General features: G+C 30.2%; 22 protein-coding genes. 21 read left to right on the forward strand and 1 reads right to left on the reverse strand.

Going from position 1 to position 25,697, the window contains the following annotated elements; genetic code table 11:
• The first annotated feature begins 37 nt into the window (after window positions 1–37).
• The 12 genes from pyk to rpmB all read left to right on the forward strand — a co-directional run bounded on the left by pyk (window position 38) and on the right by rpmB (window position 15,292).
• Window positions 38–1,459, forward strand: a complete 1,422-nt coding sequence (pyk, locus tag bsdtb5_RS08930) for a pyruvate kinase (protein ID WP_271715672.1) — start codon at window positions 38–40, stop codon at window positions 1,457–1,459.
• A 278-nt stretch (window positions 1,460–1,737) separates the two neighbouring features.
• Window positions 1,738–3,087, forward strand: coding sequence for a 5-bromo-4-chloroindolyl phosphate hydrolysis family protein (locus tag bsdtb5_RS08935; protein WP_271715673.1), 1,350 nt, complete (start codon window positions 1,738–1,740; stop codon window positions 3,085–3,087).
• A gap of 32 nt (window positions 3,088–3,119) precedes the next feature.
• On the forward strand, window positions 3,120–4,247 hold the full coding sequence (locus bsdtb5_RS08940) for a toxic anion resistance protein (RefSeq protein ID WP_334297409.1): 1,128 nt from the start codon (window positions 3,120–3,122) through the stop codon (window positions 4,245–4,247).
• A 90-nt stretch (window positions 4,248–4,337) separates the two neighbouring features.
• A complete protein-coding gene (locus bsdtb5_RS08945) occupies window positions 4,338–7,520 on the forward strand; it encodes a phospholipid carrier-dependent glycosyltransferase (RefSeq protein ID WP_271715675.1) in 3,183 nt (1,060 codons plus the stop codon).
• 109 nt (window positions 7,521–7,629) lie between these two features.
• Window positions 7,630–8,871, forward strand: coding sequence for a hypothetical protein (locus bsdtb5_RS08950; RefSeq protein ID WP_271715676.1), 1,242 nt, complete (start codon window positions 7,630–7,632; stop codon window positions 8,869–8,871).
• 26 nt (window positions 8,872–8,897) lie between these two features.
• Window positions 8,898–10,181 (forward strand): ABC transporter permease, encoded by a 1,284-nt coding sequence (locus tag bsdtb5_RS08955; RefSeq protein ID WP_271715677.1) that lies wholly within the window; start codon window positions 8,898–8,900, stop codon window positions 10,179–10,181.
• Window positions 10,174–11,427 carry an ABC transporter permease gene (locus bsdtb5_RS08960; RefSeq protein WP_271715678.1) on the forward strand — a complete coding sequence of 418 codons (1,254 nt, stop codon included), beginning with the start codon at window positions 10,174–10,176 and terminating at the stop codon, window positions 11,425–11,427. Before bsdtb5_RS08955 ends, bsdtb5_RS08960 begins: the two co-directional genes overlap by 8 nt.
• A 41-nt stretch (window positions 11,428–11,468) precedes the next feature.
• Complete coding sequence (locus bsdtb5_RS08965) at window positions 11,469–12,869, forward strand: hypothetical protein (RefSeq protein WP_271715679.1); 1,401 nt, start codon at window positions 11,469–11,471, stop codon at window positions 12,867–12,869.
• 148 nt (window positions 12,870–13,017) lie between these two features.
• Complete coding sequence (locus bsdtb5_RS08970; RefSeq protein WP_271715680.1) at window positions 13,018–13,338, forward strand: hypothetical protein; 321 nt, start codon at window positions 13,018–13,020, stop codon at window positions 13,336–13,338.
• 17 nt (window positions 13,339–13,355) lie between these two features.
• The gene (locus bsdtb5_RS08975; RefSeq protein WP_271715681.1) at window positions 13,356–14,501 is read left to right on the forward strand and encodes a DUF2953 domain-containing protein; all 1,146 of its coding nucleotides are present in this window, start codon (window positions 13,356–13,358) and stop codon (window positions 14,499–14,501) included.
• The gene (locus bsdtb5_RS08980; protein WP_271715682.1) at window positions 14,502–14,867 is read left to right on the forward strand and encodes a GerW family sporulation protein; all 366 of its coding nucleotides are present in this window, start codon (window positions 14,502–14,504) and stop codon (window positions 14,865–14,867) included.
• Window positions 14,868–15,106: 239 nt separating this feature from the next.
• Complete coding sequence (gene rpmB / locus bsdtb5_RS08985) at window positions 15,107–15,292, forward strand: 50S ribosomal protein L28 (RefSeq protein WP_271715683.1); 186 nt, start codon at window positions 15,107–15,109, stop codon at window positions 15,290–15,292.
• Between the two features lie 96 nt (window positions 15,293–15,388).
• Here rpmB and bsdtb5_RS08990 read toward each other — a convergent pair whose 3' ends face one another.
• Complete coding sequence (locus bsdtb5_RS08990) at window positions 15,389–15,526, reverse strand: hypothetical protein (RefSeq protein WP_271715684.1); 138 nt, start codon at window positions 15,524–15,526, stop codon at window positions 15,389–15,391.
• Window positions 15,527–15,957: 431 nt separating this feature from the next.
• Here bsdtb5_RS08990 and bsdtb5_RS08995 point away from each other — a divergent pair, with 431 nt between their 5' ends.
• The 9 genes from bsdtb5_RS08995 to bsdtb5_RS09035 all read left to right on the forward strand — a co-directional run bounded on the left by bsdtb5_RS08995 (window position 15,958) and on the right by bsdtb5_RS09035 (window position 25,694).
• Window positions 15,958–16,314 (forward strand): Asp23/Gls24 family envelope stress response protein, encoded by a 357-nt coding sequence (locus tag bsdtb5_RS08995; RefSeq protein WP_271715685.1) that lies wholly within the window; start codon window positions 15,958–15,960, stop codon window positions 16,312–16,314.
• A gap of 38 nt (window positions 16,315–16,352) precedes the next feature.
• Window positions 16,353–18,023 carry a DAK2 domain-containing protein gene (locus bsdtb5_RS09000; protein ID WP_271715686.1) on the forward strand — a complete coding sequence of 557 codons (1,671 nt, stop codon included), beginning with the start codon at window positions 16,353–16,355 and terminating at the stop codon, window positions 18,021–18,023.
• 304 nt (window positions 18,024–18,327) lie between these two features.
• Entirely contained in the window at window positions 18,328–19,254 is a 927-nt protein-coding gene (locus bsdtb5_RS09005) for a carbohydrate kinase family protein (RefSeq protein ID WP_271715687.1), read from the forward strand.
• Window positions 19,255–19,356: 102 nt separating this feature from the next.
• A complete protein-coding gene (recG, locus tag bsdtb5_RS09010) occupies window positions 19,357–21,396 on the forward strand; it encodes an ATP-dependent DNA helicase RecG (protein WP_271715688.1) in 2,040 nt (679 codons plus the stop codon).
• 114 nt (window positions 21,397–21,510) lie between these two features.
• Entirely contained in the window at window positions 21,511–23,160 is a 1,650-nt protein-coding gene (locus bsdtb5_RS09015; protein WP_271715689.1) for an AAA family ATPase, read from the forward strand.
• Window positions 23,161–23,341: 181 nt separating this feature from the next.
• Window positions 23,342–23,539 (forward strand): alpha/beta-type small acid-soluble spore protein, encoded by a 198-nt coding sequence (locus tag bsdtb5_RS09020; protein WP_330611987.1) that lies wholly within the window; start codon window positions 23,342–23,344, stop codon window positions 23,537–23,539.
• Between the two features lie 328 nt (window positions 23,540–23,867).
• Window positions 23,868–24,422 carry a 16S rRNA (guanine(966)-N(2))-methyltransferase RsmD gene (gene rsmD, locus bsdtb5_RS09025; protein WP_271715690.1) on the forward strand — a complete coding sequence of 185 codons (555 nt, stop codon included), beginning with the start codon at window positions 23,868–23,870 and terminating at the stop codon, window positions 24,420–24,422.
• 45 nt (window positions 24,423–24,467) lie between these two features.
• The gene (gene coaD, locus bsdtb5_RS09030; RefSeq protein WP_271715691.1) at window positions 24,468–24,965 is read left to right on the forward strand and encodes a pantetheine-phosphate adenylyltransferase; all 498 of its coding nucleotides are present in this window, start codon (window positions 24,468–24,470) and stop codon (window positions 24,963–24,965) included.
• 66 nt (window positions 24,966–25,031) lie between these two features.
• Window positions 25,032–25,694, forward strand: a complete 663-nt coding sequence (locus bsdtb5_RS09035; protein WP_271715692.1) for an ATPase — start codon at window positions 25,032–25,034, stop codon at window positions 25,692–25,694.
• Window positions 25,695–25,697: the final 3 nt, after the last annotated feature.

Below are 25,697 nucleotides of genomic sequence, written 5' to 3' on the forward strand. Positions count from 1 at the left end.
AAGATAAGAATTATCTTATATACGTAAAGGAGATTATATGAAGAAGAAGACTAAAATTGTATGCACGATGGGACCAAACACAGATTCAAAGGATATGCTACGTCAGTACGCATTAAGTGGAATGGATATTGCACGTTTAAACTTTTCACATGATACTCATGAAGGTCATTTAAAAAGAATTAACTATATCAAGGAATTAAGAGAAGAATTAGGTCTTCCTTTAGCTATATTACTTGATACTAAAGGACCAGAAATTAGAACTTGTCTATTAGAGAACGAACAAAAAGTAACTCTTGAAATTGGACAAGAATTTACATTTACTACTGAAGATATCATTGGAAACAAATCAATTGTAGCAGTAACTTATCAAGATCTACCAAAAGACGTTAAAGCTGGAGATATTATCTTAATTGATGATGGTCTAATCGCTTGTGAAGTTAAAACTACTACTGCAACAGAAGTTAAATGTACAGTATTAAATGGTGGTGAATTAGGAAATAGAAAAGGTATCAATATTCCTAACGTAAGTGTTAATTTACCTGCACTTACTCAAAAAGATAAAGATGATATTATCTTTGGTATGGAACAAGGAATTGATTTTATTGCAGCATCTTTCGTTAGAAATGCAGAAGCAGTAAGAGAAATCAAAGCTTTAGTAAAAGAACATAATGCAGATGTAGCAATTATCGCTAAAATAGAAAACCAAGAAGGTATTCAAAATATTGATGAAATCATTGATGAAGCTGATGGTATCATGGTTGCCAGAGGTGATATGGGTGTTGAAGTTCCAGCTGAAATGGTTCCAGCTATCCAAAAAGAAATCATCAAAAAATGTAACGAAGCATTCAAACCAGTTATTACAGCAACTCAAATGTTAGATTCTATGATCCGTAACCCAAGACCAACAAGAGCAGAAGTAACTGACGTTGCAAATGCTATTTATGATGGTACTGATGCAATCATGTTATCAGGTGAATCAGCAATGGGTAAATATCCAGTAGAAGCTATTTCTATGATGGTTAAAATCGCTACTGAAACAGAAGCTCACCTTGACTTTGATGCTATGTTAGCTGAAAAAGAAAACTTAAAGACTAAGAGTGTATCTAATGCAGTTTCTTTCGCATCAGTTACTACTGCAAAAGCTTTAAATTCAAAATTAATCGTTGCTTCAAGTATGTCAGGATATACTACTAGATTAGTATCTAAATTCAGACCAAAAGCTACTATTATTGGTTTATCACCATGTGATAAAACATTAAGAAAAATGCAAATTTTATGGGGAGTTAAACCTGTAAAAGCAACTGAAGAAAAATCAACTGATGCAATATTAGAAAAAGCTGTTGAAACAGTTAAAGCTAGTAACTATGCTGAATCTGGAGATACTTTAGTATTTACTGCTGGTGTACCAGCTGGTAAAACTGGTGTAACTAACATGATGAAAGTTGCAGTTATTGACTAATTTATTAGAAAATAATATTTAATATATTTATATATAGAAAACCAAAGTAGAATAGTAGTATTTTACTTTGGTTTTTTATTTGTAAGAAAAATTTAATGAATCTCTAATAAAATTAAAGGAAAAAAAGATTTACATATCATATCTTTATGGTAAAATAAAGGATGAGTTAATAAGTTTGAAAAATAAGAAATAAAATAATTAATACTTTCTTATATTACAGGATTATTAATTCCATTTTGCTTAAATTGATTAAAAAATAGCATTTTGGGAGGATATAAATGAGCTATAGAAACAATTCGAATTTGGGAGACCAAATCAAAGATACGGTACAAGATGCACTTGATACAATGAATTTTGAAAGGCTTAATCAAGATATTACCAATTCAGTAAGGAATGCTTTGGATGACGCACGCAGGGGGCTTAAAGGAAGTAATAATCTGGCTGACGATTGGGTGAAAAATCACAGTGAATTTAGTGGTAGTCAAACACAGAATCAGAATAATACCTCTAATAGAGGAAATAGAGAGAGGGATTATAGAGAACGTCAAAGAAGAGAAAGAGAACATAGGTATTCTGGTCAAAGTTATCAAAATAATACTAGAAACAATGCGATAATACCTAGGATGAAAAATCCACCGGGATGGGTTTCAAGTACGCTTCTTCAAGTATTTGGTTATACAGGAACTGTTCTTTTTGGTATAGCAATCTTAGTATTATTAATTTTAAATTTTTCGTTAGTTAATGTCTTTGTTCTAGGTAAAGTAGCAGTGGGATTATCGCCACTCCTTTTCATTAGCTTTTATATGGCTATGCGAGGAGGATTTTTAAAAAATCGTCTTAAAAGATATAAGTTATATGTTAAATATTTAAGCAATAAAAGTTATTGCACGATAAAAGAACTTTCAACTAATTTTGCAAAAAATGAAAAGTATATAGCAAAAGATTTAAGAAAAATGATTCAATTGGGGATGTTTCCAGAAGGTCATTTGGATGAACAAAATACATGTTTAATATTGGATAACGAAACATATGAACAATACCGAAAGACTTTATCGGAATATAAGCAAAGAGAAAAAGACGAATATTTGAATAATGGTGGGAAACAAACGGATAAAGAGGATGTAAAGCAAAATAAAAATGATAAGACTGATGGTAGTAATCAAAAAGAATATGCATCTGAGGAACTAAGAAAAACGATTGAAGAAGGTAATGCTTTTATTATCAAGATTCGAACTGCAAATGATGCAATTCCAGGTGAAGAAATATCAAGGAAGTTAGATCGACTAGAAGCTGTTATAAGTAAAATATTTGAGTGTGTAAAAGTACATCCTGAACAATTACCTGAATTAAAGAAGTTTATGGAGTATTATTTGCCTACTACATTAAAATTAGTTTCTGCATATGAAGAATTTGATGCACAACCTGTACAAGGAGATAATATAAGAACTGCTAAGAATGAAATTGAGAAAACCCTTGATACAATTAACTTGGCATTTGAAAATTTGTTAGATAGTTTATATGAGGATGCAGCTATGGAGATTTCTACGGATATTTCTGTACTTGAAACTTTATTGAAAAGAGAAGGATTAACAGAAAAAGATTTTGATTTTACTAAGGGAGGAAAATAATAGTGACAGATGAATTTAAAGATATTGATAGTATGACTGTAGGAGCACCTACATTATCATTTGAACCATTTACAGAAGAGGCTAGCATAGTACCAAAGCAGGAAAGCGAAGTTGTAACTAAGCCAGAATTAGATGAAAGCAATCTTTCGCCAGAGGAAAAAAGAATGGTTGATGAATTTGCATCCAAGATAGAACTTGCTAATTCAAATGCGATTTTACAGTACGGAGCAGGTGCTCAGAAGAAAATGGCAAGTTTTTCTGAGAATGCCTTAGAAAATGTGAAATCCAAGGATCTTGGTGAAATTGGAGATATGTTGACCAATGTTGTTACAGAACTAAAGAGTTTTGATGTTGAGGAAAATGAAAAAGGTATTCTTGGTTTCTTTAAAAAGAGTGCCAATAAGATTACAACAATGAAAACTAAATATCAAAAAGCAGAAGTTAATGTAACCAAAATCTGTGATGTACTAGAATCACATCAAATACAATTAATAAAGGACATTACACTTCTTGATAAGATGTATGAATTAAATAAAGTTTACTTTAAAGAGCTTTCAATGTATATTTTAGCAGGGAAAAAGAAGCTGTTACAAGTCCAAAATGAAGAGTTGCCAAGATTAGTTGAAAAGGCTAAAGTTACTGGACTACCAGAGGACGCACAGGCAGCTAATGATTTATCTTCGTTATGCAATCGTTTTGAGAAGAAAATACATGACTTAGAATTAACAAGAATGATATCCATACAGATGGCACCACAGATTCGTTTGGTACAAGGAAATGATACATTAATGTCGGAAAAGATACAATCAACGATTGTGAATACAATACCATTATGGAAAAGTCAGATGGTATTAGCACTTGGAATTACACATTCTGAGCAAGCTGCAAAAGCACAAAGACAAGTAACGGATATGACAAATGAATTACTTCGTAAAAATGCACAGACATTAAAATTAGCTACCATTGAAACAGCAAAAGAATCAGAGAGAGGTATCGTAGATATCGAAACATTACGTACAACCAATGAATCATTGATTACGACATTGGATGAAGTAATTCGTATTCAAACAGAAGGTAGACAAAAGAGAAGAGAAGCAGAAGTAGAATTAAATAATATTGAAAAACAATTAAAAGATAAATTACTCCAGATACAAGGTTAATTAATAAGATAAGCTTACTCGCATTGCGAGTAAGCTTAGTTATTATATAATATAGATAAGTTAAATAATATTTAGTAAGGTGGAGGAATTGTGGGATACGTAAATTTTTTTGCTGTAATATCTGTTGCATTGAGTGTTATATTATGGAATCAAATTAATACAGACGGGAAAACAGATTTAACGAAAAAGCACATTAAGATAAAATATGAAATGTTATTTTTGATAATTTTAGGTGCAGCATTTATTGTAAGAATAATAGGTGCAGTGTCATATTTCGGTTATGAAAGTGATATGAACTGCTTTATTGGATGGGCGGATCGATTATCCAAAGTAGGTTTTCATAATTTTTATTCGAAAGAAGTATTTACTGATTATCCACCAGGTTATATGTTAGTGTTAGCAGTATTGGGAAAGATTAGGGATGCTTTACAACTTGAATATTATTCTAAAATATATCTTGTTCTGATAAAATTGCCAGCGATTCTTTGTGATATGGTAGCAGGATATATGTTATTTCATGTAACCAAGGAACGATTTAATGGAAAAAGTTCATTAATAATTGCCTCATTTTATTTATTTAATCCAGCAGTAATCATCAACTCCTCGATCTGGGGACAAGTTGATTCTGTATTTACGCTTGCAGTAATTCTCATGGGATATTTTATATATAAAGAGAAACTACCATATGCTTATTTTGCATATGGTATAGGAATATTAATAAAGCCACAGGTGGTAATATTTACTCCAGTCTTAATCTTTGCAATTATTGATCAGGTATTTTTAAGGAAGTTTTTATTAAAGAAATTTATAATTAATCTAATGAGTGGTATATGTGCAATATTAGTAGTGTTAGGTCTTGCATCCTTATTTGGACTAAGTCAAGTTATCCATCAATATACAGATACAATTAGTTCCTATCCATATGCATCTACAAATGCATATAATATTTGGACAATGCTAGGACTGAACTGGGCTTCTCAATCAGGCAAGTTTCTAATGTTTACTTACCAACAATGGGGCACTATATTTATTCTGCTGATTATTGGGGTAGCTACTTATTTAAGCTTTAAGTTAAAAGAAAATAAATCAAAGTATTTTTATATCAGTGCATTCATTATCATCGGTTTATTTACATTATCCGTTCGTATGCATGAAAGATATGTATTTCCAGCTTTAAGTTTATTGCTATTTGCTTATTGTCTTAGACCAAGGAAGAGAATACTATTAATGTATCTAGCTCTATCTATGATACATTTATATAATGTTAGCCATGTATTATTAAAATATGACGTAAACAATTTTAATAGTAAAGCTATGATTCCTATGTTTATTGGCTTTTTAATGCTTATATTCTTTGTAATAATGGTATATTATTCTCTTTTTATATATCAGTTGGATAAGGATTCTTATACTGAAGTAAACGAAAGTAGTGATGCGCAATATGGGAATACAATAAGTGGTGGTAAATTTGGAGTGTTTTCGAAATGGATTTTTAAAGAATCTGATAAAGAAGCCATTCCAATTCAAATTAGCAAAAAGAAAGTGAAAATTACCAGAATTGATTTTATTATCTTCTCTGTTATAACGGTGATTTATGCTTTAATAGCATTTCATGATCTAGGTTACCGAAAAGCACCTGAGACTTCTTGGGAAACAAGTAAAGTTGGTGATAGCATTATTCTAGATCTAGGTGAAGTTAAGGATGTAAAATCGATAGATTACTATTTGGGGAATTACGAAAATCGTATATTTGATGTTCGAATATCAGATCGTCTTGATGGAAATTTTACAAGCCTTGGAAGTTTTACGATGGAAGCTGTATTTCGTTGGGGAACGCATGATGTAAATACGAAAGCTAGGTACATTAAGTTAATCTCTCAAAGTGGCAACATGTCTCTGAAAGAGCTAGTACTACTTGGAAATGACGGTAAAAAAATAGTTCCAACAAATAGAAAGGATTCAGCTGTTCAGAAATTATTTGATGAACAGAATCTTTATCCAAAGCGTAGTACATTCAGAGATAGTACGTATTTTGATGAAATTTACCATGCAAGAACAGCGTATGAATATTTACATGGCTTATATTCCTATGAGAATACTCATCCACCATTAGGTAAGATATTTATTGCTATAGGAATGGTTATGTTTGGAGTGAATCCTTTCGGTTGGAGAGTAATGGGGACATTATTTGGTGTTGCTATGGTTCCATTAATATTTATTTTCGCTAAGAAACTTATGAAGGAAACATGGATAAGCACGGTTGTATGTATTTTGTTTACCTTTGACTTTATGCATTTTTCACAGACTAGAATTGCTACTATTGATGTGTTCGTTACATTCTTTATTATACTAATGTACTATTTTATGTATCAGTATTTGAATCTAAGTTTTTATGATACCAAGCTTAGCAAAACTTTTATTCCATTAGGTTTATGCGGGATTAGTATGGGTTTTGGTATGGCATGCAAGTGGACAGGAGTGTACGCAGCAGCAGGTCTAGCTATATTATTCTTTATTAGTGTGATAAGGCGGTATCAAGAATACCAATTCGCTCTTAAGAATCGCGAGGGGAATACGGAAGGGATACTTCATGAGGATATCATAACGAAATTTTATCCAAAACTTTTTAAAACTATATTGTTCTGTATTCTTGTATTTATCATAATTCCATTTACTATATATCTCTTGTCTTATATACCATTTCGAGATGGAAGTAATAATGGATTATTTGCGAGAATGATTCACAATCAGTTTAGTATGTACAATTATCATAGTCATGTCGATGCCACACATCCATATTCATCATGGTGGTATCAATGGCCTATTATATATCGACCTATCTGGTACTATTCTGGTCATATTTCTAATACGGTATCGGAAGGAATTAGTGCATTTGGTAATCCATTTGTTTGGTGGATAGGAATTCCGTCTTTTCTTTATATGATATATTTGTATTTGCATAAAAAAGATAGATGGGCATTGGTTTTATGTATATCCTATTTAGCACAATATGTTCCTTGGTTTTTAGTGACTAGAATAACATTTATCTATCATTATTTTCCAAGTGTACCATTTGTAACATTAATGATTGGTTATTCAATTAAAAATATAGTGGATCAGCGTCCAAAATTAAAAAAAGTAGCATATATTTATTGTGCTTTAGTTATAATATTATTTATTATGTTTTATCCAGTATTATCAGGTCAGGCTATAAGTAAGAGCTATGTTAGTACTTTCTTAAGATGGTTTAATACATGGGTGTTAGTGAGTTGATGAAATGATATCTTATCATTTGTGTGCGCATAGACATCATAAGATGACCTGTAACTGTGAAGTGAAGGTACTGGAAAGTTAAGGATATTGTAAAGATGGGAGTCAGGAGATGGATTATTGGAAGAATCAAGATGATGAATATAAAAATAGAAGTGAAGTATCATATTTTGTTTATTTGATTCTATATTTGCTTACTATTTATGTTATCATTTGGGCGTTTACAGGTATGTGGCCAGTTTTTAAAAATAATTATAATTCATATGCGTTACAAGCAAAAGCATGGCTAAACGGGCATCTTGATTTAGGAAAAGATTATTCTTACCTAGAAATTGCATCATATGGAGGAAAGTATTATATTAGTTTTCCTTCATTCCCTTCCTATCTATTGCTACCGTTTACCATAATTTTTGGCAGCAATACTCCAGATCATATGATAGCATTAATTTCTATAATAATTGGTAGCTTTTATGCATTTAAACTAGCTAAATTATTAGGAAGAAGTAATGAATCGGCATTATTTTGGACACTTTTTTTAATTGGTGGATCTAATCTAGTATTTGTATCGATTAATGGTTGGGTATGGTTCATAGCACAAAATCTAGCCTTTACCTTATCAATTAGTGCCATATATTATGCGGTTAAGAAAAAGGGTGGTATTGCACTGCTTTTATGGGCATGTTCTGTAGGATGTAGACCATTTCAGATTCTTTATTTCCCAATTTTATTTTATATTTTATGGAAAAGCAATGAAGAGGAACACAGAGTCTCGATAAAGCGATTTCTTTATCGAACTAAATTGTGGTATGCTATGCCAATTATTATGGGTGTAAGTTATATGATACTTAATTACTTAAGGTTTGGTAATGTTTTTGAATTTGGTCATAATTATTTGCCTGAATTTATAGAAGCAAAAGATGGACAGTTTAGTCTAGATTATTTAAGTCAGAATATTGGGAAGTTATTTAGGCTTCCAACTATGAATACAGACTATAAAATAGTATTCCCTAAATTTGACGGTGTTGCATTTTGGATTGTAAGTCCAATCTTTTTATCATATCTTATCTATATTATATATACCATTGTACGAAAAGAGCAGGAAAATCTTCGGATTAACCTATGTATAATAGCAATATTTGCTATACATTTGACTCTTTTAGCGTGCCATAAAACACTTGGGGGTTGGCATTTTGGAAATCGCTATACAAATGACCTTTTAGCATACCTCTTTTATGGTTTGATGCTTATAATTCCCAAGAAAGATGTAACGAATAGGATTCATTATCCACTTTGTTTGTTTGGTATCGCAATTAATATAGTTGGAACAATTGCTGTATATAACAGCTGGATATAAAATACAATGATTTTGGAGAAAATACAATGTTATCTTTAATGAGGAAACAATGGATAGAACTTTATTCTAATAAAAAATATATTGCAATCATAGTCTCTATAATAGTATTACTAGTTATAGGGACTATTTATAGTATGGGAGATATGATAATTCAAAAGCCGCCCCAATATACTTTAGGAATTATTGATGAAGATAAAAATACGATGTCTAAAATGCTTGTTAGTTATTTTAAAGATGATGAGACGTTTACCTCGTATTTGAATGTAGTAGAAGGAAATAAAAAGGAGATAGAAAAACAATTTAAACAAGGAAAGTTACTAGTATATCTAGAAATACCAAATCATTTTATAAAAAATATGGTTCATCTAGAGAGTCAATCTCTTAAAGTGAGGATTCATGCAACGAATTCAACAGATATCATAATTATTCAAAATATATTGAAGAGTTATGAAAAATACATAATGGCTGTTGAGAAAAATGTTGTAACCTTATATAACATGATGGAAGAGAAAGGTATGAGCCAAACTACGATAGACAAAGCAAACTATCAAATATCATTTGATTTAGTTATGACAGCACTTGGAAGAAATCAATTTTTTGATTTTCATCAAGTGAAAGATAACAAAAATACAGGAATACTGTCTTATTATATGTATGTATGTCTAGCAATGATTATATCGTATTTTGCTATTTTTGTTGGAATGTCATTTATGAGAGAACGTAATCTTGGCATAATTAATCGATATCTTGCTTCAGGAAATAAGATGTTAACGTTTATGTTAGGGAAAATAACTTTTGTATTATCTGTGGTAAGTATTAGCCTCATTGTATGCAGCCTAATTACCCATATTAGTATGAATAAATCGATCTTCCACTCTTTTCATAAAGAAATTCTAATTCTGTTTATGATATTGACATTCTTAATATTCTTGTTAGGATTCTATTTTTTGATAAGTAGCGTAGTAAGTTCAAGACAGAATTATTTACTTATTTCTAATGCTTTATGTCTAGTTTTATTAATTGTAGGAGGTGGAATTATTCCAATCAAATTTATTCCAGATAATCTTGCTAAACTTTCCGGGTTAACTCCTAATTATTGGTTTGTTCGTGGAATGATAATGATTGAGAAGTCCAATGATATTATAAACGTTATTCCTATTATGTTGAGCTTTCTCATTCTAGGTTTGCTTACTTTACTTTTATCCTCGCTTATTTATCAGAGTATAGGCGAAAAAAGTTGGAGGATAACATCACTATATGCTCTGTTTCATAAGTTATCAAAAGAAAAAGATGGAGGAAAGTATGAGTAATCATTTGATATTTTTTAGCCAATTACGTAGTATTGTAAATCTACGAATTAAGATTATATTAAGAGACAAGTTAACAATTATATTGATTATATTTACAATGCTATTATTTACATTTTTGATTAGTACTTTGTCCATCCAGGCAGAACAGAAAAGTAGAATTCCGATAGGGGTAGTTGATTTAGACAAATCAACTATATCTAAGCATGTTATAAATAGAATGAAGAAAAATAATACTCTTTTTATCAAACAGGAATCGTTTAGCAAACTAAAAAAAGAGTTAGAAGCAGATAGAATAGATTCAATCTATGTTATACAAAAAGGATTTGAACAAAATATTAAAAAGATTACAGATGATCATTTGATTAAAGTATATAATATGGAGGGTAAAGAAGATAATGAAATCCTTTCGGATATTGTAACTAGTGATTTCATCTATGATATATCTTTATGGAAAGGTGTCAATCTATATCTTAAATATGCGCAATCAGATAGAAATCAAGAAGTTAATGAATATTTTGAGCTTGCTGGCCAAATAAATTCTACAGAAGAGGAGAATTTCAAATTTGATATTGAGTACAAACAAGTAGATAAAAATCATAAGATTAGTAAAGAATATAAAAATGAATTCCTATACTATCAAATAATAATAGTTATTCTAGGTATGTTATTGGCGTTGTTAGAAATGTTTTTTACGACAAATCTATTGATTGAGAAAGAGAAAGGTATTACTAATCGCTTTCATATCATTCCTGGGTTTCGAAGAACATTTTTAGTCGGTAATTATATAGCAGTCTTTTTGGTTAATATAATACTTAGTGCTTTTTTTACAGTTTTAATTAACCAGACGATGAAGATTTCTAAAACTATTAATTTAATTGATATCTTCCAAGCAATTTTATTGTATTCTTGCGTGGTTGGAGGATTATTTTTAGTACTAGCTCATTATATTCGAAGCATAACTATATTTCAGATTTTAGGTTCAATATTTATATTTCTTAACGGAATTACAGGCTTCTTGTCTGTTGCTGATAAATTGATTCATAGTCAATTATTAAAAATTTTTAAAATCACACCAAATAGTTTGTTTATTCAGGATTTTACTGATATAATAATATATGGAAATGAGCATGCTAATAAGTATGATAGTAATACCGTACTATTGACTATTAATTGCATCATTATAATAATATTATTAGTTCCTTTTTCATATTTCTTAGACAGAAGAAAAAGTATAACTAATATATGACGAAAAAGATAAAGATTATATGTAAAGAAAGGCTAATGAAGATGAGTAAAAAAAATATATGGAACAATTTAAAAGAAGGTCACGATTTAGAAGAAAATTTACCACGTTATGCAAATCATTTAATGACATCCTATTATCATTATTCAATGATTAGATTATCAATGAATTACTATACTTTTTATGAAATCCTAGGCGCAAGTGAAGAAAAAGAAGTACTAGCACTTAGTGAGAAAATGAATGTAGTTCATGATATTATTAATAAATTAGTATTATCCAAGTTGGATGGTGAAGCAACAGAAGATTCTGTACAGAAGTTAGATGAATTACGTGGTGAAGTAATTAAGAAGATGAAAGTATTAACTTCATATATTGATATTTTTCAAAATTATGAGTATGTACTTAATCGTATGGAACATCGATTCAAAAAAGATTTAGAACCTATTAATGATGAAGCATTTGCACAAGAAATTATGCAATTTATTTTTAATACAAAAGATAGTGTGATTATCAATAGTAAGATTCAAGAAGTGATTGGTCAATTGCCAGTACGTATGACAAAAGCAAGATATTTTGAGATATTAAAAAATAGTTTATCTATGTATAAGGGATCAGAAAAAGAATCACTTGATAATTATTTATACATGTTAAGAACAAGCTCTATGCTATATCAACCAGAGGGAATGAATGAATATTTCCCAGAGCTTATTAAAGTATCGGATGAGCTTAAAAATTTATCTTACAAAGATTTAGATGAAGAAGGCTATAAGAAATATGCAAATAAAATCGATGAGACTGCTGTGTATATAGGACAAATAATCGATGGTTATGCATTTATGCAAGAAGTATTAAATAATCTTTATACAGTCATATTATCAGCTCCTTATGTAATGAAAGAAAATAGTGATGACTTAACTTGTAAAGGTATCATAAAATTTGTTTATGATCAATTTATGAAAGATCATTATGAAGATATTGAAGATAAGATTATTGATAAGTTAGAATCTTTAGAAGGACATCAAGAAGAAATATATGAAGAATATACGAATCTTGAAATGATTCTTAGTGAAGTGAAGGAAAAAAATTCTGCTGTTATTGAAAGTTTAATGTTAAGTAAGATATTCCATTCATTAGATGTAATTAAATTATTGCTTTCTACTAGTTTATTTGTTGAATTAAATGAAGTGAAATTAAATGAAACAGTAGATGAAGCTTATCTTGAAAAGGTTACGACAGAATTAGTAAATGAATTAACAGATTTATTTAAAAATTCAAGTCAATCAATTATGAGAGCAGTAGTTAGTAATACAATAAGCAAAATGCCAGTGTTCTTTTCAACTCCAGATGAAGTTACAGAGTATGTTACATCATCTTTAAGTCAATGTAAAGATATGGCAGAGAAATATGCTTGTAGAGAATTAATACGAGATATAATGTCTGAATAAGCTGACTCATGTATTTATGAAATATATGCGTGCGGGTAAAATCGCACGCATAAAATATAAATGGATGTAATGTCATTAATGTGTAAAAATAATAATAAATGGAATACTAAGAATTAAGATAATGAAAGCTTAAGTCAGGAAGGTTATTATGATAAGATGGTATAACAAACTTTATACAGATACTTTGGCTGGGAAAAAGCAAAAGAAAATTAGAAAAATAATTGAAGCTGGTAAAGTATCTGTTGGTGTCTATGTAATTGCATTTGCTTCCAATAGTCAGAATTTATTTGATATTTTTAGTGCAAATGAATTGCTATTTCCACATATGAAAAGAATGGACCATGATATTATTGGAATAGCATATACAAGAGAGGGTGCAATTTATCTTCTTCAGGAAATTATAGAAGAAATCTATCATAATACAGGTGGATTAGATGCAAGGAGTTATCTAAAATTTGATGAATACTAGAGCTAGGATGTGAGAGAATGCTACATGTTTTATTAATAATTTTAAAAGTAATAGGAATCATTTTAGCGGTAGCTCTTGGTATCATATTAGTTAGTTTAATATGCATTCTTTTTGTCCCAGTTCGATATAAAATAGAAGCTAAAAAGAAAGAAGATATATGCGCAAGAGGTAGGATAAGTTGGCTGTGTTCAGTCCTTTTAATTAAAATATTATATGAAAAGGAAAAACTAGGTATACAGTTAAGAGTATTTGGATATTGCATCTATGATTCAGATTCAGAAAAAAGAATTAGAAAAAGAAATAAGAAGAGTGTTAAGAAAAAGAAAAAAACGAAAAAGAAAAAAGCTAATAAAAGAAAAGATAATAAACGAATAGAAGATAAGCAGAATGAGAAAAAACAGATTAAAGAAAGACAAATAAGAGAAAAGCAAGTAGCTATTAAGAAAGAAAAGGAAATAGAAGAGCCAAAAGATAACATGAATGATTGGCATAAACAAGAGAAAAGTAGCTTAATTGCAAAAGATAGAATAATACAGAGTCGTGTTAAGTTAGACGGTATAGTTACTGATGATGAAGATAATGATTTGAAAATAGATATTGATATAATAAAAGACAATGATATATTAAAAGATAATAATCGTATTGATGATAACATTGAAATTGTAGATGATGTTCGAATTGATGAAACAATTCTAGATAAGATTAAAAATAAAATTAATAATTTAAAAAACAAATGGAATAGTTTTTTAGAAAAATTAAAACATATAAAAAATGCTATAAAAAACATATGGGCTAAATTTTCTGAAATACTTAAGTTTCTGAAAGATGAACAGAATAAAGCTGGATTATTGCGTGGTTTTCAAAGTCTAAGAAAATTATTAAAGCATCTTTATCCTAAAAAGTTAAAATTACAATTAAAATATGGTACTGGAGATCCTTGTAGCACAGGGCAGATATTAGCTATACTATCAATGTTATATCCAGTGTATAATGGCAATATCCAGGTTATTCCTTGTTTTGAAGAACAAATCTTAGAATTTAATTTAGAAGCACTAGGAAGAATAAGAATTATTTCATTACTAATAATATGTATTAAGTTAATTAGAGACAAAAACTTTAAATATTTAATAAAAAGTATACAAAAAATAAAGGAGGAGTTATAAATGGCAGACAATAATTTTAACTCAACAGTTGAATCACTTTTTAAGGGGATGGATAGCTTTATTACAACAAAGACTGTTGTTGGAGAGGCTATTACATTTGATGATGGAACAATTATACTTCCACTTGTTGACGTGAGTTTCGGTGTAGGAGCAGGTGCATTTCATGAAGAAGATAAGAAAAAGAATAACGGTGGTGGAGGTATGGGTGGTAAGATTACGCCTAGTGCCGTTCTTGTTATTCAGAACGGAGAGACTCGTTTAGTTAATATTAAGAATCAAGATGGTTTAACAAAAGTTCTTGACATGGTTCCTGATTTTCTTAATAAATTTACAAAAAATAAGGGAGAAAGTGATTCAGAAGAATAATAAGATCGAATAAATAATTTTCTATATAGGTAGTATATAATACTGATTAAGTGTATAAAAGTCGTTTTAAAACTTATATTTCGACAGTTAATCATATACTGTATGGTGAAAAATGAGGAATGTTAGTATATTTGTTATAAAATAATTAAAAATATGCTTGCATTATCAAGTCTCTTCTGATAAAATAATCTTTGTTTGTAGGTCAATAGATCTAAATAACCTTAAGGAGGTGCTTTTTAATGGCTAAATGCGCAATTTGTGATAAGGGTGCTCACTTCGGTATAGCAGTGAGTCATTCACATAGAAGAACAAATAAAATGTGGAAATCTAATGTTAAATCTGTTAAAGTTAAGGTTAACGGTGCAGCAAAGAAAATGTATGTTTGTACTGCTTGTTTAAGATCAGGTAAAGTAGAACGTGCTTAATGATTTCTTTCATGAAGTATAGCCTCAGCATATATGCTGAGGCTATACTTTTGCGTTAAAGTATCGTATTTAAAAAAGTACTATAGTAGTAAATAACTAGCAGCTAAAAAGGTTATATCCTAAGACAAGACATAAAATAATAATACATATTGCTAAAAAACCATTTGTAATAAAGAGCATAATAGTCATACCGATTGCTATCCAGAATAAGATGAATCCTAACATTCTTTTCATAATATCACATCCATTGAGATAAGTAATCTTGATTTATAATAGTTACGTAATTGATTGGAATGAGTAATTACAACTGATGATTACTTATACATATATAACTATGTATATGCGGGGTGTAAGAAGATTTTGATAAAAATTTGATATTAAGAAAGATCAATAATTATTTATTGATCTTAAGTAATTTTACATAATCAGATAGATATCTTTGGTTGATTACGGTAGCTAATCCTATGTATGACAAATTATTTAAATTATATATTTCATTTTTTCTAGATTAAGGGTATAATATAGTTAACTATTTTTTGTTTTATAGAATAAGTTATATTACTGTGAAGTTCGCAAATATCGATAAAGTTTATAAAACAATATTTCGTTAAGTTTTATGTGTTTGCAAAAGTCGCACATTATTTTTATAAATTGGAGGTATAATTATGAAAGGACATATGAATACTCAAATCGGTGAAGTTTTAATAGAACATGAAGTAATGGCAAAATATGCAGGTTCAGCAGCAATTGAGTGCTTTGGTGTTGTTGGAATGGCATCAGTAAATATGAAAGATGGAATTGTAAAACTTCTTAAACGTGATAACTTAAGCCATGGAGTAAATGTATCAGTAGAAGGTAATAAGTTAACAATTGATTTACACATTATTGTGGCTTATGGAGTTAGTATTTCTGCTGTATCTGACAACTTAATTAATAATGTTCAATATAAAGTTGAAGAATTTACAGGTATGGAAGTTGAAAAAATAAATGTATTTGTGGAAGGCGTTAGAGTATTAGACTAATGCACGAGATATATTGTTACAATTAAGGAGGAACGAAATTGATTATAAATACAATAGATGCTAAGATGCTTCAAAAATTATTTTTAGCTGGAGCAAAAAGCATTGAAGCTAAGAAAGAATATATAAATGAGTTAAATGTATTCCCAGTACCAGATGGTGATACAGGAACAAATATGACATTAACTATTTTATCAGCAGCCAAAGAAGTAAGTAAAATAGAGGAACCAACCATTGCTTCTTTAGCCAAAGCAATCTCAAGTGGATCATTAAGAGGAGCAAGAGGTAACTCAGGTGTAATCTTATCTCAATTATTTAGAGGATTCACAAGAGAGATAGGGGAAGTTGAAGCAATTAATGTATCAATCATGTCAAATGCCTTCCAAAGAGCAGTAGAAACAGCTTATAAAGCTGTAATGAAGCCTAAAGAAGGAACAATATTAACAGTTGCACGTGGTGGTGCTGAAAAGGCAGCAGAATTAGCAAATAAAACAGATGATTTAGTTTATTTTTGCGAAGAAGTATTAAAGCATATGAAGCTTGTCTTAAGTCAAACACCAGATCTTCTACCAGTATTAAAAGAAGCAGGTGTAGTTGATTCAGGTGGTCAAGGATTATTAGCAGTTCTTGAAGGTGCTTATGATGCATTATTAGGAAAAGAAGTGAATTTTGAAGTTGTTGAATCTTCAAAATCAGTAACGATAGATAATGAATCAGGAATAGAAGCAGACATTAAATTTGGATATTGTACTGAATTTATTATTATGCTTGAAAAAGAATATAATGAAAATACAGAACATGAATTAAAGAAATATCTTTCTTCCATTGGTGATTCTCTAGTAGTAGTATCAGATGAGGATATCGTTAAAGTTCATGTACATACTAACGATCCAGGTCTTGCTATTCAAAGAGGTCTTAGTCTTGGATCACTTACTAGTATGAAGATTGATAACATGCGTGAAGAACATCAAGAGAAGTTAATCAAGGAAGCTGAAAAAGTTAGCAAGGAACAAGAAGCTGTTCAAGCCACAGAAGTTAAGAATGAAAAAAGAAAAGAATTTGGATTTATTGCTGTATCCATAGGTGAAGGAATAAATGAAATCTTTAAAGGACTTGGAGTTGACTACTTAATTGAAGGTGGTCAAACAATGAATCCAAGTACAGAAGATATGTTAAATGCAATTGAGAAAGTAAATGCAGATACAATCTTCATCTTACCAAATAACAAAAATATCATTCTTGCAGCAGAACAAGCTAGAGATTTAACAGAAGATAAAAATATTGTTGTAATTCCTTCTAAGACAGTACCACAAGGTATTGCTGCAGTAATTAACTTTGTATTTGATAAATCAGTTGAAGATAATACAACAAGAATGAATGATGAAATGAAAAAAATCAAAACTGGTCAAGTTACTTATGCAGTACGTGATACAAGTATTGATGGAAAAGAAATCAAAGTTGGTAACATCATGGGTATTGGAGACCAAGGTATCTTATCTGTCAAGACTGAGATTGATGAAGCTACTATAGAATTAATAGATTCTTTAGTTGACGAAGATTCTGAACTAATTAGTATTTATTATGGACAAGAGATAGAGGAAACTACTGCAAATGCACTTTCAGAACAAATCATGGAGAAATATCCTGAGATTGATGTTGAAGTTCATTCAGGTGGACAGCCAATATACTATTATGTATTGTCTGTAGAATAAAATATATTATATACTCAATAGTTTACAATTAATGCTTTTAAAAATTAATTTTATATATGATAAAAGCATTTAGAAAATATAAAAACATTTATGTATACTCCTGACTGTATTGTTGAAATGATTCAATGCAGTTGGAGGGCATAGATGTTTTATTTTTTAATTATTATAAAAAGAGTGAAATAAAAGGAATTTTACACACTAGCCTACATGCCTGGGACTTGCTCGAAGGCCTAAATTCAATGTGTGAAATGCTTTATTTCACACATTGACTGCAAGTCGCATAAAGCGACAAATGGGAGGCATTATGAAAAAAGTTTTGGTAATTGGAGCTACGGCATTAGATATGATTATTAACATCGAACATCTTCCTAAGACAACAGAAGATCAGCATATCCTGTCACAATCTATGGCTTTGGGAGGACAAGCTTATAATGTATCAGATATATTAAGACATTTTAAGATTCCATATACTCTGATATCTCCTATTGGAAACGGCATGTATGCAAGAATAGTGGAAGAGAAGTTAAAAGAAAAAGGAATAGTAAGTCCAATTCATATTATGGATGGTGATAATGGTTTCTGTTTATGCATGGTAGAAGCAAGTGGGGAAAGAACATTTTTGTCCTACCATGGTGTTGAATATAGATTTAAAAAGGATTGGATGAACGCATTTAATTTGGAGGATTATGATAGTGTATACATATCGGGTCTTGAGATTGAAGAAGAGACTGGTATTGAAATCATCGAATTATTAGAAGAAATAAAGGGTAAAATGAATCCAACAATTTATTTTGCACCAGGCCCTAGAATCAATGTAATCCATGAAGAAAAGATGAGTAGGTTATTTTCGCTTAATCCAATTCTTCACCTAAATGAAGAAGAAGTTATGAGTTATAGTGGTAGTAAAGATATTAAAGATGCGATACGACAAATATTCCAGAAAACAAATAATACTGTATTCGTCACATTAGGAGAAAAGGGCGTATACTGTTATAATGAGGAATGTGAGGTAACGGTTCCTACAGATAAAGCAAAAGTTGTAGATACAATTGGAGCTGGAGACTCTCATATGGGAGCTGTGATTTGCGGGATTAAGATGGGATTATCTATTGATAAAGTGTTATTTCAAGCTAATAAAGTATCACGAGAAGTAGTACAGGTACAAGGAGCAACTTTAAATGATGAACAATTTAAAAAAGTAGTCTTAGAAAGTTGCCAGACTGGATTTTGAAACAGCTCATTTGTCAGGCAACTCATATATATTTAAATATATTAACATAGAATAAAAATAAAATTAAATTTAACATAGAAGTAATCAATTGGGGTGAAAGTCTTGAATATTAACGATAGAATAACTGTATTAAAAGGTATAGGTGATAAAACGTCTTTAAATTTTATGAAACTTGGAATTAACTCGGTCGGTGAGATGCTCGAGCATTATCCGAGAGGATATGATGTATATGAAGATGTAACGGATATCAAAGATGTAATGGAAGGAAAAACAGTTACGATTGAAGCAACTGTATTAAAAAGTGTAGAGATTACAAAAGTTAGAAATCTACAGATTATAAATTGTACGGTTAAGGATGCAACTGGAAGTATTCAGTTAAAGTGGTTTAACATGCCATTCTTAAGAAATACATTAAAGATTGGTTATCGATTTATCTTTCGAGGTAAGGTGGTTAGAAAAAACAACCAATATGTCATAGAGCAACCACAAATCTTATCAAAGGAAGAATATTTAAAGAAACTAAATATATTACAACCAATCTATCCACTAACAGGTGGGTTAACAAATAATATGATTCAAAAAATGGTAAAACAGATCTTGGGAGGGCTGGATTTATCGGAAGATTATCTACCTGAGAAGATTAGAAAACAATATGACTTGATGGAATATAGATATGCAGTGGAGGACATCCATTTTCCGAAAAATAAAGATTGTATGATAGAAGCTAGAAAAAGGATTGTTTTTGATGAATTTTTTCAATTTACATTAGCTTTAGGAAAGCTTAAAAAAGAGAAGAATATCAATGAAAATCAATTTCTTATGAAGGAAAGCGAAGATTGCACAAGACTCATTGAGAATCTACCTTACAGCTTAACTAATGCGCAAACTAAAGTATGGAAAGAAATAATCAAGGATCTATCTGGAGACAGATCCATGAATAGATTAATACAAGGCGATGTTGGATCGGGTAAGACAATTATAGCTGCTTTAGCATTATTAATGGCCACAAAGAATGGATATCAAGGTTCATTAATGGTGCCAACTGAGGTCTTGGCAAAGCAACATTATGAATCAATTCAAGAATTATTTGAAGAAAATGATGTGAAAGCTCAATTATTGGTTGGGTCTATGACTGCAAAAGAGAAGAAAATAGCGTATGAACGGATTAAAAATCATGAAGTCAATGTTATTATTGGTACACATGCACTAATTCAAGAAAAAGTAGAATACGACAATTTAGCCCTAGTTATTACAGATGAGCAACATAGGTTTGGAGTAAAGCAAAGGGAAGCACTTAAGACGAAAGGAAAAAGCCCACATGTATTAGTAATGAGTGCAACACCGATTCCTAGAACATTAGCGATTATATTATATGGGGATCTTGATATATCTGTAATAGATGAACTTCCAGCTAATCGACTACCTATAAAAAATTGCGTAGTGGATACTGGTTACAGACCAACTGCATATCATTTTATCGAAAAGCAAGTAATAGAAGGAAGACAGGCTTATGTTATTTGTCCGATGGTAGAAGAAAGTGAAACAATGGAAGCAGAAAATGTAATTGAGTATACAGAAAAACTTCGAGAAGCATTAGTGCCTTTTATTAAAGTTGAGTATTTACATGGAAAGATGAAAGCAAAAGAAAAGAATGATATTATGGAACGATTTGCAGCTAATGAAATACATGTATTAGTATCAACAACGGTTATTGAGGTAGGTGTTAATGTACCAAATTCAACAGTAATGTTAATTGAGAACGCAGAACGCTTTGGATTAGCACAGCTTCATCAGCTTAGAGGACGTGTAGGTAGAGGTAAATATCAATCTTATTGTATCCTGATAAGTGGAAGCTCTTCGAAAGAAACAAAAGAGCGACTTGAAATCTTAAATAAATCAAACGATGGATTTTTCATTGCGAGCGAAGATCTAAAACTCAGAGGGCCAGGAGATATGTTCGGTATTCGTCAAAGTGGAGTGATGGAATTCAAAATGGGTGATATCTATACAGATGCTACAATATTAAAAAATGCAAATGATGCTGCAAAAGAGATAACAGAAGAAGAATTAGAAGAGTTGTGTAAGAAAAATCCTTATTTAAAAGAAAAATTAGAATCCTTCGCTGGAAATGTATTGATATAATAATATAATAATAGGACAAAATCCTTATAATTCTACTCTTTCTATTTCCATGAAGTTATAGTACAATATTCCTAAGATATCTGGAAATCCTACAAAAGAGAAGGGAGTGTTATTTTGTATCAAACCTATTCGAATAGCAAATTATATGATATTGCTAGGGACAATTATCAAAAACTTACAAGGTATTGTGTTGAATTAGATTTAGAAGGATATTGGGACAATCCAAAAGTAATCTTGAATCAATCGATACAAGAAGTTCTGGACCGATATGTTCAAGCAATATTAATTAGTCTTACAATATATAATGGACATATTACAGAAGATGAGTATTCCTTTATTCAGACAATACCTAAGAATAATCTACTCCTTTTAACGAATAATGCTAATGTTGATGATGATACGAAAAAGCAAGCAATGAAATTAGTGAATTCACCACCAATTTTATTACAGCTTTGCGGTTTAAGAGATTCTGAAAAGAAATTAAATACAGCAAGTTCCTTTTTTGAGTGCTTATTAAATATTTTACTAGCAATGACATACTTGAATAATAATAATGATGTATTTATATCTGCGTATGTCCAAGAGTTTTATCGTAAAGTAAGTGCGTTTGTTCAAACGGATCAAAGTAAAATAAAAAAAGTAGATGATAATCATAGATATTATTCTGTTGATTTTTATGATGATCAAATGTTACATTCGGTTGAAATAAATGATTTTCAAAGTGTAGATAAAAAAGATGTAAGTGATCAGAATGAAGACTTTCAACAACAATCAAGAAAGTTTAAAATTAACGTTCCTAGGATCGAAGAATTAAAAAAAGAAGAGGAAGCTCTTCGATTAGAAAAAGAAAACGAGGATAATGATGATAAGGAACAAGAATTAAAAGAACAAGAATTAAAAGAACAAGCAATAAAAGAACAGATCGAAGAGGAAAAGCGAAAGAAAAATCTTGAGGCTTTACTGGAAGAACTTAAATCTTTAACTGGTCTTGGTAACGTAAAAACAGAAATTAATTCCCTTATAAATCTCCTTAAAGTGAGAAAATTGCGTGAAAGTTATAACATGCCTATCATGGATATGTCTTATCACATGGTTTTTACTGGTAATCCTGGAACAGGTAAAACAACTGTGGCAAGATTAGTAGCTAAAATATATAAAGAGCTTGGGTTTCTTTCCGAAGGAACATTAATTGAAACGGATCGAGCGGGTTTAGTAGCTGGATTTGTAGGTCAAACTGCAATAAAAGTGAAGGAAATTGTTGAAAAAGCAATAGGTGGTGTGCTATTCATCGATGAAGCTTATACGCTATCATCTGGAATTGGTACGAATGACTTTGGTTCAGAAGCAATTGATACACTAGTTAAATTAATGGAAGATCATCGTGATAATCTTGTAGTAATTGTAGCTGGTTATAAAGAAGAGATGCAGGAATTCTTGAAAGCAAATACTGGTTTGATTTCAAGATTTAATAAATTCATTGAATTTGAGGATTATTCTACCGAAGAGTTGATGGAAATCTTAACGAATAGCGCAGCTAAAAATAGTATGATTTTAAGCGATGAAGCTTATGAAAAGATAAAAGATAATCTAAGTAATATGCCAGAAGAACGGAAAAAAACATTTGGAAATGCCAGAGGAATTCGAAATGTTTTTGAAAAAATTGTTGTCAATCAAGCAAATCGAATTGTTACGATAGAATCACCTTCTATTAATGAAATCGAGCGGATTGAACTCTTAGATGTAATGAATTTGCCGTCGCTATAAAAATAATATCTAAAAAGAAGCAATTGACAAAAAATACTAGTTTATTTTAAAAATATATACACATAATAATATCGTAACAAACAACATCATAATTATTTCGAGTGAGTTTTATAAAATCATTCAAAAATTGAATCTTTTATAAAACAAAGATCATTCGGAATATGGAATGGAGGAGTTTATTATGTCAAGGAACAGATCAGAAGTACCCGAAGCAAAAGGTGCATTAGACAAGTTCAAATATGAGGTTGCTAATGAATTAGGAGTACCTTTAAAACAAGGTTACAATGGTGACTTAACATCATACCAAAATGGTAGTGTAGGTGGTTACATGGTTAAAAAAATGATCGCTGAACAAGAAAAACTAATGGCTGGTAAATAAACTAGATATTAGCGACGATTATTAAATCATATAACACTTACGAAATGTAAACTCTGTATTTGTTATGAGAATAGCTAGCTATTTTAAATAGCTGGCTATTTTTCAATAAAAGAATCTTTACATTTTCAATTTGAATTACATAAAAGAACCACATTGTGGAAATATAAAAGTTATTTAGCAAATTGATGTAATAAATTAATGGTAAATCCAAATTACTGGTTGATTTCTATCAATACATGAGCTAAACTTATATTGAGTTAATTTGTGCAAAATTGAAATTAATTTAATATTGGAATACGAAAAGATAGAAAGAAAAGAGAACTATATTATGCGAGTAATAGCTGGAAAAGCAAGAAGAATTCCATTGAAAACAATAGAAGGTATGGACACAAGACCAACGACAGATAGAATTAAAGAAACCTTGTTTAATATGCTGAATCCATATTTAGCAGATTGCCAATTTCTAGATCTATATAGTGGAAGTGGAGCAATTGGAATTGAAGCAATAAGTAGAGGCGCCTCACATGTTGTATTTGTTGAGAATAATCATCTTGCTATAGAGTGTATTAAATCGAATTTGAGTGCAACGAATCTACAAGAAGCAGCTGAGATAATGAATACAGATGTTATCAATGCTTTGAAGAGTTTAGAAGCAAAAGGTAAACAATTCGATATAATCTTTATGGATCCGCCATATCGACATTTGCATGAAAAGTCAGTATTAGAGTATTTAAACCAATCCAACTTAGTTCATGAAGATACAATGATAATTGTTGAAGCATCTCTTGATACGGATTTTAGTTATTTAGAGAAACTAAATTATCAAGTTATGAAAAGGAAGGAATACAAGACTAATTTACATGTTTTTTTGGAACAAGCATAATAAATATGTAGGAAGTTCTATTTTCTTTAGCTGAAAGGAATTGTTATGAGAGTTGGAATATATCCAGGAAGTTTTGACCCAGTTACTTTAGGACATATGGATATTATTAAGCGAGCTTCGAAATTAGTAGATAAATTAATCATAGGAGTACTAAATAATAGTGCGAAAAATCCATTATTTACTATAGAAGAGCGTGTTAGTATGTTAAAAGAAGTGGTAGGGGAACTTTCTGATAATATAGAAGTGGAAGCATTTGATGGACTAACAGTTGAATTTGCTAATATTAAAAATGCGGAAGTGATTATAAGGGGATTAAGGGCAGTTACAGATTTTGAGTATGAGTTACAAATAGCTCAAACCAATCATAAAATATGCCCAAATATTGATACAGTTTTTTTAACAACAAGTGTAGAATATGCATATCTTAGTTCAAGTATTGTAAGAGAGATAGCAAGGTATAATGGGGACATAAGTGCTTTAGTGCCAGAAACAATTGTTAACTGTGTCTATAATAAATATCATTTAAATTCCAAAAAAGATTAGTACCTCATAATGCATGCGTTAATGAAACGTAATGTTCAAGAAGTGAAAATGATGGGAGAGAACAAAATGGCTGCTAGTAGAATTGAACAATTGATTGAAGATATTTATGAATTTATTGAAAGTTGTAAGATGCAACCCTTGTCTTCAACAAAAGTTATTGTACCTAAAGATGAATTATATGACTTAATTGATGAATTAAGATTAAGAACACCAGACGAGATTAAAAAGTATCAAAAAATTATAGCAAATCGTGATGCAATATTAAAGGACGCTGAAGATAAAGCTGCCGCTCTTTTAAATGATGCTAGAGAGCAAACGAGTGCATTAATCAGTGAACATGAGATAATGCAACAAGCTTATTATCAAGCAAATCAAATTGTTAGCCAGGCAGAAGAAGAAGCAGCAAGAATCTTAAATGCAGCGAATAAAGATGCAAATGACATTCGTTATGGTGCAATTGGTTATACGAACGACATGCTTGCTGATGTAGAAAATATATTAAACAATGCTTATGAAAGTACAAGAACTAAGTATGATGGATTTTTCCAATCATTAAAAGGTAATCTTGACATTGTAATTAATAATAGAAAAGAATTAAACTCTGACCATTACTCAGAAGCTACAACTTCACAGAATGAAGAAGTTGCATATTCAAACGAAGAAGCACATCAAAATGCAGATGGTGAGTATGAATTCGATGAGAATACCTTTCTAGATAATATCAATTAATTA

This window comes from Anaeromicropila herbilytica, from assembly GCF_016591975.1.
Lineage (GTDB): Bacteria > Bacillota > Clostridia > Lachnospirales > Lachnospiraceae > Anaeromicropila > Anaeromicropila herbilytica.